We start from the raw sequence: 14148 nt of genomic DNA, 5'->3' as shown, positions 1-14148 counted from the left end.
CGTCTGCCGCATGGATGATCCCATCGCCAGCCTGATCGCGCAATGCGCCGCCGCCGACCGGGCGGCTTTCCGTGCGCTTTATCGCGACACCTCGGCGAAACTCATGGGGGTTCTTCTCCGTATCCTCCGGGAACGCTCAGAGGCGGAGGATGCCTTGCAGGAGGTCTACACACGGGTTTGGCTGCGCGCCGGTCGCTATGATCCGGCGAAGGGCCGGGGCATGACCTGGCTGATCGCCATCGCGCGCAACCTGGCCATCGACCGCCTGCGGGCCCGGCCCGAGGCGGCCTCGGACGACGCGCTCGAGACGGTGCAGGACAACGCCCCCCGCGCCGAGACCCGGCTGATCGCGGCCGGCGAGGCACGGCGCGTGTCCGACTGTTTCGCCACGCTGGAGCCCGACCGTGCCGCGGCCGTGCGCGGCGCCTATCTGGACGGCCTGTCCTATCTCGACCTCGCCGCGCGGCACGGAGTGCCCCTGAACACCATGCGCACCTGGCTGCGCCGGAGCCTCCTCAAGCTGAAGGAGTGCCTCGACCGATGACCGATGCACCCCTGACCCCGATGGAGGCCGACGACGCGCTGGCGGCGGAATATGTGCTGGGCGTGCTGGATCTGGCCGAGCGGGCCGAGGCCGAGGCCCGGATCAAGCGCGACCCGGGCTTTGCCGGGCTGGTCGCGGCCTGGGAAAGCCGGATGGCCGGCCTGAACGACGATTTCGCCGAGGCGCCCGCGCCGGACCTGCTGCCGAAGATCGAGGCCCGGCTCTTCCCGAAGGCCGCCCCTGCCCCGACGCGGCGCCGCTTCGGGCTGAACCTCGGCTGGCTGGCCGGCGCCGCGCTGGCGGCGGTGGTGGTGCTGGCGACGGTGGCGACCCTGGCTCCGCCCCGGCCCGAGACGCTGGTGACACTGGCCACTGCCGACCGGCGCCTGTCCTACCAGGTCAGCCATTTCGGCGACACGCTCCAGGTCGCCCGCGTGGCCGGGCCCGCCGCCGCGCCCGGCCAGGTGCACCAGCTCTGGATCATCGCCCCGGGCGCCAGCCCGGTCTCGCTCGGGCTGCTCGAAGACATGCCCCTGGTCATCGACTATCCGGTCCCGCCCGCGGGCTTTGTCTTTGCCGTCTCGGTCGAGCCCGAGGGCGGCTCGCCCACCGGCCTGCCGACCGGCCCGGTGATCCTGACAGCGATCGTGGGCGAGGCCACCTGATCACGAAGCCGTGAGCCGTCGGCCCGGCTGAAACTTCGCACAACGCCGTGCCGTTCCTTCGGGTGTGAGGCGGGAATGACCCCGGACCTCGAACCAAAAGGAAGCACCCGATGAAAGCCTTCAGACTTAGCGCAGCGATCCTGGCTCTGACCTCCGGCATGGCGCTGGCCGAAAACCCGATGGTGGGCGGCGCGCCGATGTTCGAAGACAAGAACATCGTCGAGAACGCCGTGAACTCGGCCGACCACACCACGCTCGTCGCCGCCGTGCAGGCCGCGGGCCTGGTCGAGACGCTTCAGGGCCCCGGCCCCTTCACTGTCTTCGCCCCCACGAACGAGGCTTTCGCCAAGCTGCCCGCGGGCACGGTGGAAACCCTCCTGAAGCCCGAGAACAAGGATCAGCTGACCAAGATCCTGACCTGCCACGTCGTCGCGGCAAATGCGATGTCGGATGCGATCATGAAGATGGTCGATGACGACAAGGGCGCCCACCCGGTCAAGACCGTGGGCGGCTGCGAATTCACCGCGATGTACAAGGACGGCGTGGTGATGATCAAGGACGGCCAGGGCAACGTGGCCAACGTGACCATCGCCGACGTCAAGCAGTCGAACGGTGTCATCCACGTCATCGACACGGTTCTTCTTCCGGCGATGTAGTCCCTTCATCGCGGGAACGCCTGCCGCCCGAGCCGGTCACTCGGCCCGGGCGGCAGGCCCGGCACGGGGCGCCGAAAGGTGAACATCCCCTCACTTCCGGCGCGCTCTGGAACGGGTCTTCAGGTCAACCCTGAAGACCCGTTTTCGCTTTGCACGCCCAGGTGACCGGACCGCCCCAACCGGCCTGGGCTCTGGCCCGGTCCATTTTCCAGCCGGAGTCGCGTCATGCGCCTTGCCCATTTCCTGCGTGGTCTCGTTCTCGTCCAGGCGCTCATTGCCGCGCCGCTCTCTGCCGAGGGCCGCCCAATCATCGTCCTTGACGCCTCGGGCTCGATGTGGGGCCAGATCGACGGCCGCGCCAAGCTGGAAATCGCGCGAGGCGCTGGCGGCCGTGCTGGCCGAAATGCCGCCCGAGGCCGAGCTGGGCCTGATGGCCTATGGCCACCGCGAAAAGGGCAGCTGCGAGGATATCGAACTGGTCGTGCCCCCTGCCCCTGGCACTGCGCAGGCAATCACCGACGCCGCCAATGCGATGAAATTCCTGGGCAAGACGCCCCTGACCGAATCCGTCCGGCGCGCCGCGGCCGAGCTGAAATCGACCGAAGCCAAGGCCACCGTGATCCTGATCACCGACGGGATCGAGACCTGCGAGGCCGACCCCTGCGCGCTTGGGGCGGAACTGGAAGCCTCGGGCGTCGATTTCACCGCCCATGTCGTGGGCTTCGGCCTGACCGAGGACGAGGGCAAGGCCGTCGCCTGCCTGGCCGAGAATACCGGGGGCAAGTATATCCAGGCCAAGAATGCCGGCAGCCTGGTCGATGCGCTGAAGACCACCGTTGTCGTGGCCGAACCCGAACCCGCGCCAGCGCCCGAGCCGGAACCCGCCCCCGCCCCGGCGGCCCTGGCCGAAAACGTCGATCCCGCCGCCTATCTTGTCGCGGGCGGGGCCGAGCTTGACGACAGGATCATCGCCGATGTGGTCTTCACCTTCACCCCGCTTGGCGCGGACGGCCAGCCTGCGGGCGAGGACACCACGATCTACGGCCGATCGAAAGGCAGCCTCGCGCCCGGCCGCTACCGGATGGAGACCGTGTTGCACAAGGCGCGGGTCGCGCAGGAGGTCGAGATCGGCCCGGCCTCCGAACTGTCCACCCCCGTTGCGGTGCTGGATGCGGGCATCCTGAACCTGACGCTCCGCGCCGCGCCGGGGGCCGATCCCGACCCCGATGCCTTCTGGGAACTGCGCGGCGCGGACGACCTGTACGAATCCGGCTACACCAAGACCTACCGGGTGTTCCCGTCCGGTGAACACGCGCTGCGCGCCGTCCTTGGCGCGGCCTAGGCCAACCAGTCGGTGGTGATCGACCCCGGCAAGGTCACCGATCTGGACCTGATCCTTGGCACCGGCCTCGCCGTGGTCGAGGCCACCTATTCCGACAGCCTCAAGGTCGAAGGCGGCGACCAGCTCGTCGAGATTTTCGAGGCCAGGAAGGACATCGACGGCAACCGCAAGTCGGTCGCCTACGCCTACGGCGCCGGAGCCCGCTTCGACCTGCCCGCAGGCGATTACGTCGCCGTGGTGACCTTGGGCGCGGCCAGATCCGAAGTTCCGTTCACCATCAAGGTCGGCGAACGCACCGACATCACCGTGCCGCTGAACGCAGGCGTCGCCGCCTTCACCTCGCCCGGCGATGGACTGATCGAAGTGCTGGCCGCCAGGACGGACATCAACGGCAACCGCGCCTCGCTGGCCTATGGCTATGGCCCGGCCTGGCAGACCACGCTTCCCGCGGGCGACTACATCGTGAAACTGACGAAGGCCGACAAGTCCTCGGAAACCCCGCTGACGGTGACGGCGGGCGAGCGCAGCGAACTGGCCCTGACCCTGCCCTGAGCGGCAAACCCGCTCCGCCAGATGACAAGGCCGCCCCGAGGGGCGGCCTGTTGCATCCTATTCGGCGGCCTCCTGCGGCGGCTCGCCCTCCGGGTTGCCCTCGCCCTCCGGCGTGTCCCTTCCCTTCGGCTTGCGCGGGCCGCGCGGGCGCCGCGCGGGGCGGTCCTCTGCCGCCCGGGGCTCGGCCAGGGCCGGCTCGGGTTCGCTGCGCGGGCGGGGGGCGGATTCGGGCGTCTCGATCAGCCCGGTATCATCGGCCCCGCCCAGGTCGATCACTTCGGCGATCGCCGGCTGCTCGTCCAGGCCAAGGTCGCGCTCGGCGCGGAAGTCGCGGGTGAAGTCACGCCGCTCGGCCCGGTCGGGACGCTCGGTGCGGTCGCTCCGGTCGTTCCGATCCGGACGGTCTCCCCGCGGCTGGTGCTGCTGGCCGCCGTTGCCGTTGCCGTTCTGCTGGCCGCCGTTGTTCTGGTACTGCTGCTGACGCGCCTCCTGTTCGGCGGCCATTTCCTTCATCGCCTCGGACAGCATCCTTGTGTAATGCTCGGCATGTTGCAGGAAATTCTCGGCCGCCACACGGTCGTTCGACAGCTGGGCGTCGCGGGCCAGCATCTGGTATTTCTCGATGATCTGCTGCGGCGTGCCGCGTACCTTGCCCTCGGGGCCAGAGCTGTCGAAGACGCGGTTGACGATGTTGCCGAGGCTGCGCGGGCGGTTCTGGTTGGAACGCGAGCGTTTCTTGGAAGAGCGCATCTTGTCCTTTTGATGGCTTTGGCCCACGACCGCCGCCCGGCGCGGGCAGCCTGAAGGAAGTCGTCAAGGCCGGCATTGCGCTGGGGCAGGTGCGACCCTGCCCGAAGCTGTTCCCAGTAATCACAGGCCAAGGCGGCTGACAAGCGCAAATTGTACGGACAGACTGTTTTTGGGCGGGATCAGGTGCCGCTGCAACGGTCCTCGGCCCCGGCCTTCTCGGCCGCGACCACGCGGTCGCGTCCGTCCATGTCGGGCAGGATGCGGATCCGCTCCAGCCCCGCCGCCGCGAACAGCGCGGCCACGGCCTGCCCCTGGGCGGGACCGATCTCGACCAGAAGCCGCCCGCCCGGCAACAGCCGCCCGCCCGCGCCGCGCGCGATGGCGCGGTAGGCGTCCAGCCCGTCGCCCCCGGGGGTCAGCGCCTGCTGCGGCTCCCAGTCGCGCACTTCCGGCGCCAGTCCGGGCATCTCCTCGGCTGCGATATAGGGCGGGTTCGACACGATCAGGTCATAGGTTCCGGTGACCGCTGCGAACCAGTCCGACTTGCGGAACCGCGCCCGCGCCTCCAGCCCCAGGTCGCGGGTATTGCCCATCGCCACCTGCAAGGCCGCATCCGAAATGTCGGTGCCCAGCCCCCGCGCCTGGGCCATGCCCCTCAGGCAGGACAACAGGATGCAGCCCGTCCCGGTGCCAAGGTCCAGCATCTTCCGGAAGGGCCGGGTCAGGGCCTCGGCCACCAGCGTCTCGGTCTCGGGCCGAGGGTCCAGCGTGTCGCGCGTGACGCGAAAGGACAGGCCCCAGAACGGCCGCCGCCCGGTGATCTGCGCCACCGGCTGCCGCGCGCAGCGCGCCGCCAGCGCCTCCTCGTAGGCCCGCGTCTGCGGCTCGGTCATCTCGTCGGGCAGCTTCAGCGTCAGCCGGTCGTGCCCGATCCCCAGCGCATGGGCCAGAAGCACCCGCGCATCGCGTGCGGCATCCTCGATCCCGGCCTCCTGCAAGCGCGGAATGGCCCGCCGCAGCGCGTCCCCTGCCTTCACGCACCCATCTCCGCCAGCCGTTCCGCCTGGTCATGCGCCACCAGCGCGTCGATCAGCTCGGTCAGGTCGCCCGCCATGATCTGCGGCAGGGCATAAAGCGTCAGGTTGATCCGGTGGTCCGTGATCCGTCCTTGCGGGAAGTTGTAGGTGCGGATCCGCTCGCTGCGGTCGCCGGTGCCGATCTGGCTTTTCCGGTCGGCCGAGCGTTCGGCATGCAGCCTTTCGCGCTCCGCCTCGTAAAGCCGCGCGCGCAGCACCTGCATCGCGATCTCGCGGTTGCGGTGCTGCGACTTCTCCGAACTCGTCACCACGATCCCGGTCGGCAGATGCGTGATCCGCACCGCCGAATCCGTCGTGTTCACATGCTGCCCGCCCGCGCCCGACGACCGCATCGTGTCGATCCGGATGTCGGAGGCCGGAATGTCGATGTCCACCTCCTCGGCCTCGGGCAGGACGGCCACCGTCGCGGCGGAAGTATGAATCCGCCCCTGCGCCTCGGTCTCGGGCACCCGCTGCACCCGATGGACGCCGGATTCGTACTTCATCCGGGCATAGACGCCCTCGCCCTCGATCAGGGCGGAAAACTCCTTGAGGCCCCCAAGCTCGCCCGGCTGTTCGCTGATGATCTCGAACCGCCAGCCCATCCGTTCGGCATAGCGCTGGTACATCCGCGCAAGGTCCCCGGCGAACAGCGCCGCCTCATCGCCCCCCGTCCCCGGCCGGATCTCGAGGATCGCAGGCCGCGCATCCGCCGCATCCTTCGGCAACAGCGCCAGCCGCAGGGCCTGCTCCATCTCGGGGATGCGTGCCTTCAGGCGCGGCAGTTCCTCCTCGGCCAGCGCCTTCATCTCGGGGTCAGAGAGCATCGCCTCGGCCTCGGCCAGATCGTCCAGCGCCTGACGATAGGCGCGGATTTCCTCCACCACCGGCTTGAGGTCGGTATATTCCTTCGAGATCTTCGCGATCTCGGCCGGCGCTGCCGACCCGGCGTTCAACTGGGCTTCGAGAAACTCGAACCGTTCGGTGATCTGGGCAAGTTTGTCCAACGGAACCATGCGCGGGGTTTGGCAGGCCGCCCGGCAAGGGTCAAGGGGCAACCCCTCGCGCTTTCCCTTCGGCAAATATCCCCTGCGGAGCACTTCCGAGCGTTTTTGCGTCCTTCACGCAAAGGCGCAAGACAAAGGACTTGCGGCGTATGCCGCTCAATCTGAAAACCGCCCCGACCCGGTCCTAGAACCCGGTCATAGCAGGCCGCTCTTCCAGCCCAAGCAACTCTTGCATCCAGCCACCGATCCGCGCTTCGTTCACCCCCAGATCCTCGGACCCAAAGCGCTGCCGCCCGGCGACGCACAGCCCCGGCCCCGGCATCACTTGCGCCGTGGTGTAGTCCGGGAACCCCATCAGCGCCGAGCGTGTGACCCAGGTGATCCGCCCCTCCTCGGGGGAACCCGCCAGCCGTTCGGTCCTCGGCGTCGCCAGCGCAATCGCATCCAGTCGCGCCAGCAGCGCCTGAGGGTCCTCCTGCACGTCATAGCGCGCGCCGGGCTTGATGCAGAACACATGCGCATTGCTCGGCCATCCGCCCGCCGCAAGGTCGACATGCCAACGGGCCGGATCCGATGGCGCCAGCCGGATATAGGCCATGCCTCCCACAGCCCCCAGCGCCAGCAGTCCCACAATCCAGCCCGTCATGCGCATGTCCTCACCTCTGCGTCCGCGCCCAATGGTAAAGGCAGATCAGCTCATAGGCCACATGCGCCCCCGCGATCGCCGTGGCGCCGGTGGTGTCATAAGGCGGCGAGACCTCGACCACATCCCCGCCGACCAGGTTGATCCCGGCCAGATCGCGCAGCATCGCCGCCACCTGCCAGCTGGCCAGCCCGCCCCAGACCGGGGTCCCCGTCCCGGGCGCAAAGGCCGGGTCCAGCGCGTCGATGTCGAAGGTCAGGTAAGTGGGCCTGTCCCCCACGATATCCTTCACCGTCGCCACCACCCGCGCCACGCCCCATTCATGCGCCTCGCGCGCGGTGATGACGTTGACGCCCAGATAATCCTCGGTCGTCGTCCGGATGCCGATCTGGACGCTGCGTTTGGGGTCCACTGCACCGGCCTTCACCGCCTTGTACAGCATCGTCCCATGGTCGATCCGCGCCGGGTTGTCGTCGGGCCAGAGGTCGGAATGGGCGTCGAAATGGATCACTCCGACCGGCCCGAATTTCTCGGCATAGGCCTTCAGGATCGGCCAGGTGATGTAATGGTCGCCCCCCAGCACCACTGTCCCCGCCCCCGCCTTCAGGATGGTGCGGATGTGGTTGGTCAGCGTCTCGGGAAACTCGGGCACATTGGCGTAGTCGAAGGCCACATCGCCGTAGTCGATGATGTTCAGATCCTCCAGCGGGTCGGTGCCCCAGCCCGGCGGCGGGTCATAGGGCATCAGGCTCGACGCCTCGCGGATCGCGCGCGGGCCGAAACGGGTGCCGCTGCGATGGCTCACCGCCTGATCGAAGGGAACCCCGGTGATCGCCAGATCGACCCCGGTCAGGTCCTTGGTATAACTCCGCCGCAGGAAGCTCGTCGCCCCCCCGAACGCATTTTCAAAGGAATAGCCCCGGTGCGCAGTCCGGGTGAACGCAGTATCGACCTGCGTCTTCGCGTCTTCAAGTGCCATGATGGTCTCGGGTCTTGGGCGCAGTCGTTCAGCGGAGACGCGCGGATCCGGTGCCGCCAGCAAACCCGTCCCGCGCGCCGCTGTCAAGCGGGCGATTTCTTCGAAGAAATCGCACCGGAGCCTTCGAAGGCTCCGGTCCGGAGTTTTCGAAAACTCCGGGGCCCTACCCCAGCCGGAACCCTTCGCGGACCAGCTCATCCGTGACCTGGACAATCGCGCGCTCCAGCGTCTCGGCGATGAAATCCACTTGGGCCTCGGTGATGACCAGGGGCGGAGACATCACGTTCAGATGCCCCATCGGCCGCACCAGAAGCCCCATCGCCTCAGCCGCGTTCGAGATGCGCTTCGATTCGTTCGCCTCATCCGGCAGCACCGCCTTCGTCGCCTTGTCCGCCACGCTTTCCACACACAGCATCAACCGCCGCCCGCGCACATCGCCGATCAGCGGCAGGTCGGCCAGCGCCGCCATCCGCGCCTCGAAATATCCGCCCACCCGGTCGGCATGGGCCAGAAGCCCCTCGCGCTCCATGATGTCGATGTTCTTCAGCCCCGCGGCGCAGGACACCGGATGCCCGGAATAGGTGAACCCGGCGGTGAACCAGCGCGACCCGTCCGCGGCCATCGCCTCCCACATCCGGTCGCTAAGGATCAGCGCGCCCAAGGGCACATAGCCCGAGGTCAGCCCCTTCGCCGTGCAGATCATGTCCGGCTGCACCCCGAACAGGTCCCATGAGGCGAACCAGTGCCCCAGCCGCCCGAAGGAGGTCACCACCTCATCGGCGATGAACAGGATGTCGTGGCGCTGGCAGACCTCCCAAATCCGGCGCAGATAGCCCTCGGGCGGCACGATCACCCCGCCCGAGGCTTGGATCGGTTCGGCGATGAACCCGCCGATCCGGTCGGCTCCCACGCGCGCGATCAGCGCCTCGAACTCGGCCACCAGCGCGTCGCAGAACGCCGCCTCGCTCATCCCCTCGGGACGGCGGTAGGGGTTCGGCACCGACAGGTGATGGATGCCCTCCTCCTTGTAGCGGAACTCCGGCACCCGGTCGCCCGGCCGCTTGCCCACCGACTGCGCCAGGTAGGTCGAGCCATGATAGCTGTAATCCCGCGCCACGATATCGGTCTTCTCGGGCCGGCCCATGCAGGTCTGGTAATAGGCCACCGTCCTGACCGCCGTATCCACCGCCGTCGAGCCGCCGGTTGTGAACATCACCCGGTTCAGATCGCCCGGAGCCAGTTCCGCCAGCCTCAAAGCCAGCCGCGCCGACGGGTCATTGGTCACATCGACAAAGGTGTTGGAAAACGCCAGCCTCTCGGCCTGTTCGGCGATGGCCTGCGCCATTTCCTTGCGGCCAAGGCCGATGTTGGTGCACCACAGGCCGCCCACCGCGTCCAGATACTGCCGCCCCTCGGCATCCCAGAGGTAACAACCCTCCCCCCGACTGATCACCAGACTGCCCTCTCGCTCGAAGGGGCCAAAGTTCGTCCAGGGGTGCAAGGAGTGCCTCCGGTCCATCTCCCAAAGCGCATTCGGGCTGGGCCGTGCCAGGGCCATCGGGGCGGTCATGTGCGGTCTCCGTCGTTGAATGACACAAATGGATAACAACAACAGACTAGCATTTTGATCATAATCCGGCCAGCCCCCGGCCCGTCCAAAGGTTGGGGGTCACCCAGATATGGTGTACAAAGGTTGATCCGGCCCCCATCGGGACCGCGTCCCGCCCAAGGCCGACCGCACCCGCGATTCGCGAGCGGGCCGAGATCAGAACAGCTTCTGCTTTGCCTTCGACACGCTGAACCCGTGGCCCTTGGCATTGGTGCAGGTCATGCCCGTCTCGGCCGAGACGCAAGAGATCCCGCCCAGCGACACCGCCTGACCATAGCGCAGCACCGCCACGCCCGCGCCGCCCACGGCATCCGACACGCAGGCCAGATAGCCCTTACCGGTGTTGCCCACCGCAAAGGACCGGCCCCAGTCGAATTTGCACCCCGCCGGCCGCCTGGTATAGCTCGGCGTCAGCTCTGTCAGATCGCAGCGCGCCGTCGCGCCGGAGGGGTCGCTGACCATGATGCAGTTGATGTTCCCGGTGGGCGAGCGGAACTGGATGATGTCCGCCTGCGCGACACCCGCCGCCAGACCCAGGAACGCAACTGCAACTCCGACCCGCATCATCCTGAAACTCCTCGCCAAAACCCGTCAGACCACCGGCTGCGCCCGCTCCACCAGCCGCGCGAAGAAGCTGGCCCCGATGGGGGCCGCCTCGTCGTTGAAATCATAGGCCGGATGGTGCAGCCCCGCCCCCGGCCCGGTGCCCAGGAACAGGTAAGCCCCCGGCCGCGCCTCCAGCATGTAGCTGAAATCCTCCGACCCCATCTCGCGGTTGGCCCGCGCATCCACCGCATCCGCGCCCGAGACCTCCCGCGCGACTTCGGCAGCGAACTCCGCCTCGTCCTCGTGATTGATCGTCGCGGGATAGCCCCCGTCGTAATTGATCTCGGCCTTCACGCCATAGGCTGCGGCATGACCCTCGACGATCTCGTGGAACCGTTTCTTCAGCAGCTCCCGCACATCCGGCTTGAAGCAGCGGATCGTGGCGGCGAAGAACCCCTCTTCGGGGATGATGTTCGACGCGGTCCCGGCATGGATCATCGTGACCGAGATCACCGCCTCGTCCAGCGCATGCACGTTGCGCGGGATGATCGTCTGCACCGCCTGCACCATGCCGACGATGGCCACCACCGGATCGACGCATTCGTGCGGCGTGGCGCCATGCCCGCCGCGCCCCGTGACCTTGACCACCGCCGTATCGACGCTGGCCATCAACGGCCCCGGCGTGGTCTGGAAATGTCCGAAGGGGATGTTCGGAGCATTGTGAATGCCGTAGACCTGCCCGATGCCGAAACGGTCCATGATGCCCTCCTGCACCATGACCTGGCCGCCGCCGCCGTCCTCTTCCGCCGGCTGGAAGATCAGCGCCACGGTTCCGGCAAAGTTCCGCGTCTCGGCCAGATATTTCGCCGCCCCCAGCAGCATCGTCACATGCCCGTCATGCCCGCAGGCATGCATCCTGCCCTTGACCGTGCTGGCATGGGGCGCGCCGGTCAGTTCCTCGATCGGCAGCGCGTCCATGTCCGCGCGCAGGCCGATCACCGGGCCCTCGGTGCGACCCCGGATCAGCGCCACGATCCCGGTCTTCGCGATGCCTTCGTGGATCTCGTCCACCCCGATCTCGCGCAGCCGTTCGGTGATCCAGGCCGCGGTCCGGTGACACTCGAATCCCAGCTCCGGGTGCATGTGCAGATGCCGCCGCCATCCCTTCATCTCTTCGGCATAGGACGCGATACGGTTCAGAACGGGCATTGCGGACTCCTTCGCGGTGCCCTGCGAGCAAATCGGAAATCGCGGGCGACCGCAATGATCGAAGCGCAGCACCCGGCGCCGGAAACGCTCCGGTTTGCCCTACCCCCGCCGTTGCGTCCAGGGCCGCGCCGACGGGAGCGATTATACGCGTCGGAACCTGGACGGGCGGAACGACGCCGACACGTTTGATCTCGATACCACGGTGAATACGGTTGGCCTCCGCGTCGGCTTCAGCTTCTGACCGCAGCGGGGCGTGACACCGCCCGCCAAATCCCTATCCTGCGCCCGGACATCCGTTCCGGGCGCAGGACTTTGATGACCACCGACACACTCCCCCCCACCGGGATCGACCGCCTTCTCGCCATAATGGCCGCCTTGCGCGACCCTGACACCGGCTGCCCCTGGGACATCCAGCAGAGCTTCGCCACCATCGCCCCCTACACCCTGGAAGAGGCGCACGAAGTCGCCGACGCCATCGACCGCCAGGCCTGGTCCGACCTGAAGGGCGAACTCGGCGATCTCCTCTTCCAGACCGTCTACCATTCCCAGCTTGCCGCCGAGGCCGGCCACTTCACCTTTGCCGATGTGGTGGAGGCCATCTCCGACAAGATGATCGCCCGCCACCCCCACGTCTTCGGCACCGCCAACCGCGACAAGACCGCAGAACAGCAGACCCGCGACTGGGAGGCGCAGAAGGCCCGCGAACGCGGGGCCGCCCGCACCTTGGACGGCATCGCCGCCTCCCTCCCCGCCCTCACCCGCGCGCTCAAACTCCAGAACCGCGCCGCCCGCGTCGGCTTCGACTGGCCCTCCACCGATCAGGTCCTCGACAAGCTGATCGAGGAAGCCCGCGAGGTCACCGAGGCTCGCGACACCCTCACCCATGACGCCCTCACCGAGGAAATCGGCGACCTCCTCTTCGTCATGGCCAACCTCGCGCGCCACCTCAAGGTCGATCCCGAAGCCGCCCTGCGCGCCGCCAACGCCAAGTTCACCCGCCGCTTCGCCCGGATCGAGGACTGGCTCGCCGAACAGGGCCGCACCCCCGCCGACAGCACCCTGGCCGAGATGGACGCGCTGTGGAATCGCGCCAAGGCCGAAGACAAGGCCCGGGACAAGGCCCGCCCCTGACCCTTTCCCTTCTGCAACTGTCCCCGCCGAAGGCTCCGCCGCCTGCAACCGGCGCCGCGCCACGGAATTGCCGAGAAAATCACTCAACCACTTGACCAAAGCAAAACAGTCAGGTTTATACGTCCCGGCAAACCCGACTAAAGGACTCAACCATGTTCCGTCTCTCCACCCTTGCCCTTCTCGCCTGCTCGGTCCCGGCACTTGCCCAGGAGATCAACGTCTACTCCCATCGCCAGCCCGAGCTGATCCAGCCCCTCGTCGATGCCTTCACCGCCGAGACCGGCATCAAGGTGAACGTGGCCTTCGTCGACAAGGGCATGGCCGAACGCCTGGTGGCCGAGGGCGACCGCTCGCCCGCCGATCTGGTCCTGACCGTGGACATCGCCCGCCTGATGCAGATCGTCGAGGCCGATGTGACGCAGCCGGTGCAGTCCGAGGTGCTGGAGGCGAACATCCCCGAAACCCTGCGCGACCCGAATGACCACTGGTTCGGCCTGACCGCGCGCGCCCGCATCGTCTATGCCGCGAAGGACCGCGTCGATCCGGCCGAGATCACCACCTACGAGGATCTCGCCTCGGACAAGTGGAAAGGCCGTATCTGCTCGCGCTCGGGGCTGAACGACTACAACATCGCGCTGCTCGGTGCCATGATCGTCCACCATGGCGAGGACTATGCCACGAAATGGGCCGAGGGTCTCAAGGCCAACCTCGCCCGCAAGCCGGACGGCGGCGACCGCGACCAGGTCAAGGCGATCGCGGCGGGCGAATGCGACATCGCGATCGGCAACACCTATTACATCGGCCAGATGCTCGCCGACCCCGAACAGCGCGCGGCGGCCGAAGCCGTGACCGTGACCTTCCCGGTCTTCGAAAACGGCGGCTCGCATCTGAACATCTCGGGCGTGGCGATGACCAAATCAGCCCCGAACAAGGAAAACGCGCTGAAGTTCATGGAATGGCTGGCCGGCGACACCGCCCAGAAGATCTATGCCGAGACCAACAACGAATATCCGGTGAAGGCCGGCGTGGAACGTTCGGCCGTCGTCGCCTCCTGGGGCGAGTTCACCGCCGACCCGACGCCCCTGGCCGAGATCGCCAAGGCCCGTGCGGCGGCGTTGAAGATCATGGAGACGGTGAACTTCGACGGTTGAGGTGTCCCGAGTTTGCAGCAGCGCCCGGGGGAAACCTCGGGCGCTTGCGCTTTGATGCGACGGTCCTGGCCGTGCGGACGCGCGGAACGGAGCCTCCGGAATGAACGCGCATGGCATGATCTCCAGAGCCACGACCCATGATCTGCCAGAAGGACAGCGGTTCGCGTAAGTCACCACTGGCCGCGCAGGTCCGGGAACCGTCGATGGTGAGGATCGACGCACCCCATGCGCAGGCGCCCCGGACGGCGTAGAGCCGTGCGGTTCAAGAAGGCGGCGCGGACGACTGAT

At 67.6% G+C, this 14148-nt stretch carries 15 protein-coding genes; 7 read left to right on the top strand and 8 right to left on the bottom strand.

Annotated elements, in window-relative coordinates:
* Window positions 1-10: 10 nt before the first annotated feature.
* The 5 genes from G8O29_RS11000 to G8O29_RS10980 all read left to right on the top strand — a co-directional run bounded on the left by G8O29_RS11000 (window position 11) and on the right by G8O29_RS10980 (window position 3759).
* Complete coding sequence (locus G8O29_RS11000) at window positions 11-544, top strand: sigma-70 family RNA polymerase sigma factor (RefSeq protein ID WP_166403287.1); 534 nt, start codon at window positions 11-13, stop codon at window positions 542-544.
* On the top strand, window positions 541-1209 hold the full coding sequence (locus tag G8O29_RS10995; protein WP_166403286.1) for an anti-sigma factor: 669 nt from the start codon (window positions 541-543) through the stop codon (window positions 1207-1209). The genes G8O29_RS11000 and G8O29_RS10995 overlap by 4 nt, the downstream gene beginning before the upstream one ends.
* A 110-nt stretch (window positions 1210-1319) precedes the next feature.
* A complete protein-coding gene (locus tag G8O29_RS10990) occupies window positions 1320-1865 on the top strand; it encodes a fasciclin domain-containing protein (protein ID WP_166403285.1) in 546 nt (181 codons plus the stop codon).
* 391 nt (window positions 1866-2256) lie between these two features.
* A complete protein-coding gene (locus G8O29_RS10985) occupies window positions 2257-3207 on the top strand; it encodes a vWA domain-containing protein (RefSeq protein WP_166403284.1) in 951 nt (316 codons plus the stop codon).
* Between the two features lie 15 nt (window positions 3208-3222).
* Entirely contained in the window at window positions 3223-3759 is a 537-nt protein-coding gene (locus G8O29_RS10980) for a hypothetical protein (RefSeq protein WP_166403283.1), read from the top strand.
* Window positions 3760-3816: 57 nt separating this feature from the next.
* On the opposite strand, the gene G8O29_RS10975 is transcribed toward G8O29_RS10980, so the two are convergent.
* The 8 genes from G8O29_RS10975 to G8O29_RS10940 form a co-directional block, all read right to left on the bottom strand.
* Window positions 3817-4509: a DUF4167 domain-containing protein gene (locus G8O29_RS10975; protein WP_166403282.1), complete on the bottom strand. Its 693-nt coding sequence runs from the start codon at window positions 4507-4509 to the stop codon at window positions 3817-3819.
* A gap of 179 nt (window positions 4510-4688) precedes the next feature.
* Window positions 4689-5546: a peptide chain release factor N(5)-glutamine methyltransferase gene (gene prmC, locus G8O29_RS10970; RefSeq protein ID WP_166403281.1), complete on the bottom strand. Its 858-nt coding sequence runs from the start codon at window positions 5544-5546 to the stop codon at window positions 4689-4691.
* Entirely contained in the window at window positions 5543-6601 is a 1059-nt protein-coding gene (prfA, locus tag G8O29_RS10965) for a peptide chain release factor 1 (RefSeq protein WP_166403280.1), read from the bottom strand. Before prfA ends, prmC begins: the two co-directional genes overlap by 4 nt.
* Window positions 6602-6776: 175 nt before the next feature.
* Window positions 6777-7238 (bottom strand): DUF1499 domain-containing protein, encoded by a 462-nt coding sequence (locus G8O29_RS10960; RefSeq protein ID WP_367890165.1) that lies wholly within the window; start codon window positions 7236-7238, stop codon window positions 6777-6779.
* Window positions 7239-7248: 10 nt separating this feature from the next.
* The gene (gene speB, locus G8O29_RS10955; protein WP_166403278.1) at window positions 7249-8214 is read right to left on the bottom strand and encodes an agmatinase; all 966 of its coding nucleotides are present in this window, start codon (window positions 8212-8214) and stop codon (window positions 7249-7251) included.
* Between the two features lie 163 nt (window positions 8215-8377).
* Window positions 8378-9784 carry an aminotransferase gene (locus tag G8O29_RS10950; RefSeq protein WP_166403277.1) on the bottom strand — a complete coding sequence of 469 codons (1407 nt, stop codon included), beginning with the start codon at window positions 9782-9784 and terminating at the stop codon, window positions 8378-8380.
* Window positions 9785-9979: 195 nt separating this feature from the next.
* Window positions 9980-10390 carry a DUF6636 domain-containing protein gene (locus tag G8O29_RS10945; RefSeq protein WP_166403276.1) on the bottom strand — a complete coding sequence of 137 codons (411 nt, stop codon included), beginning with the start codon at window positions 10388-10390 and terminating at the stop codon, window positions 9980-9982.
* A 24-nt stretch (window positions 10391-10414) separates the two neighbouring features.
* Window positions 10415-11578 (bottom strand): M20 aminoacylase family protein, encoded by a 1164-nt coding sequence (locus tag G8O29_RS10940; RefSeq protein ID WP_166403275.1) that lies wholly within the window; start codon window positions 11576-11578, stop codon window positions 10415-10417.
* 315 nt (window positions 11579-11893) lie between these two features.
* Here G8O29_RS10940 and mazG point away from each other — a divergent pair, with 315 nt between their 5' ends.
* A complete protein-coding gene (mazG, locus tag G8O29_RS10935; protein ID WP_166403274.1) occupies window positions 11894-12709 on the top strand; it encodes a nucleoside triphosphate pyrophosphohydrolase in 816 nt (271 codons plus the stop codon).
* A 152-nt stretch (window positions 12710-12861) separates the two neighbouring features.
* The gene (locus tag G8O29_RS10930; protein WP_166403273.1) at window positions 12862-13860 is read left to right on the top strand and encodes a Fe(3+) ABC transporter substrate-binding protein; all 999 of its coding nucleotides are present in this window, start codon (window positions 12862-12864) and stop codon (window positions 13858-13860) included.
* Window positions 13861-14148: the final 288 nt, after the last annotated feature.

The organism is Rhodobacter calidifons (assembly GCF_011174775.1).
In the GTDB taxonomy this organism is placed as follows: domain Bacteria; phylum Pseudomonadota; class Alphaproteobacteria; order Rhodobacterales; family Rhodobacteraceae; genus Tabrizicola; species Tabrizicola calidifons.
The sequence above is the reverse complement of the archived record's forward strand: the minus strand, read 5'-3'. Positions and strand labels throughout refer to the sequence as shown.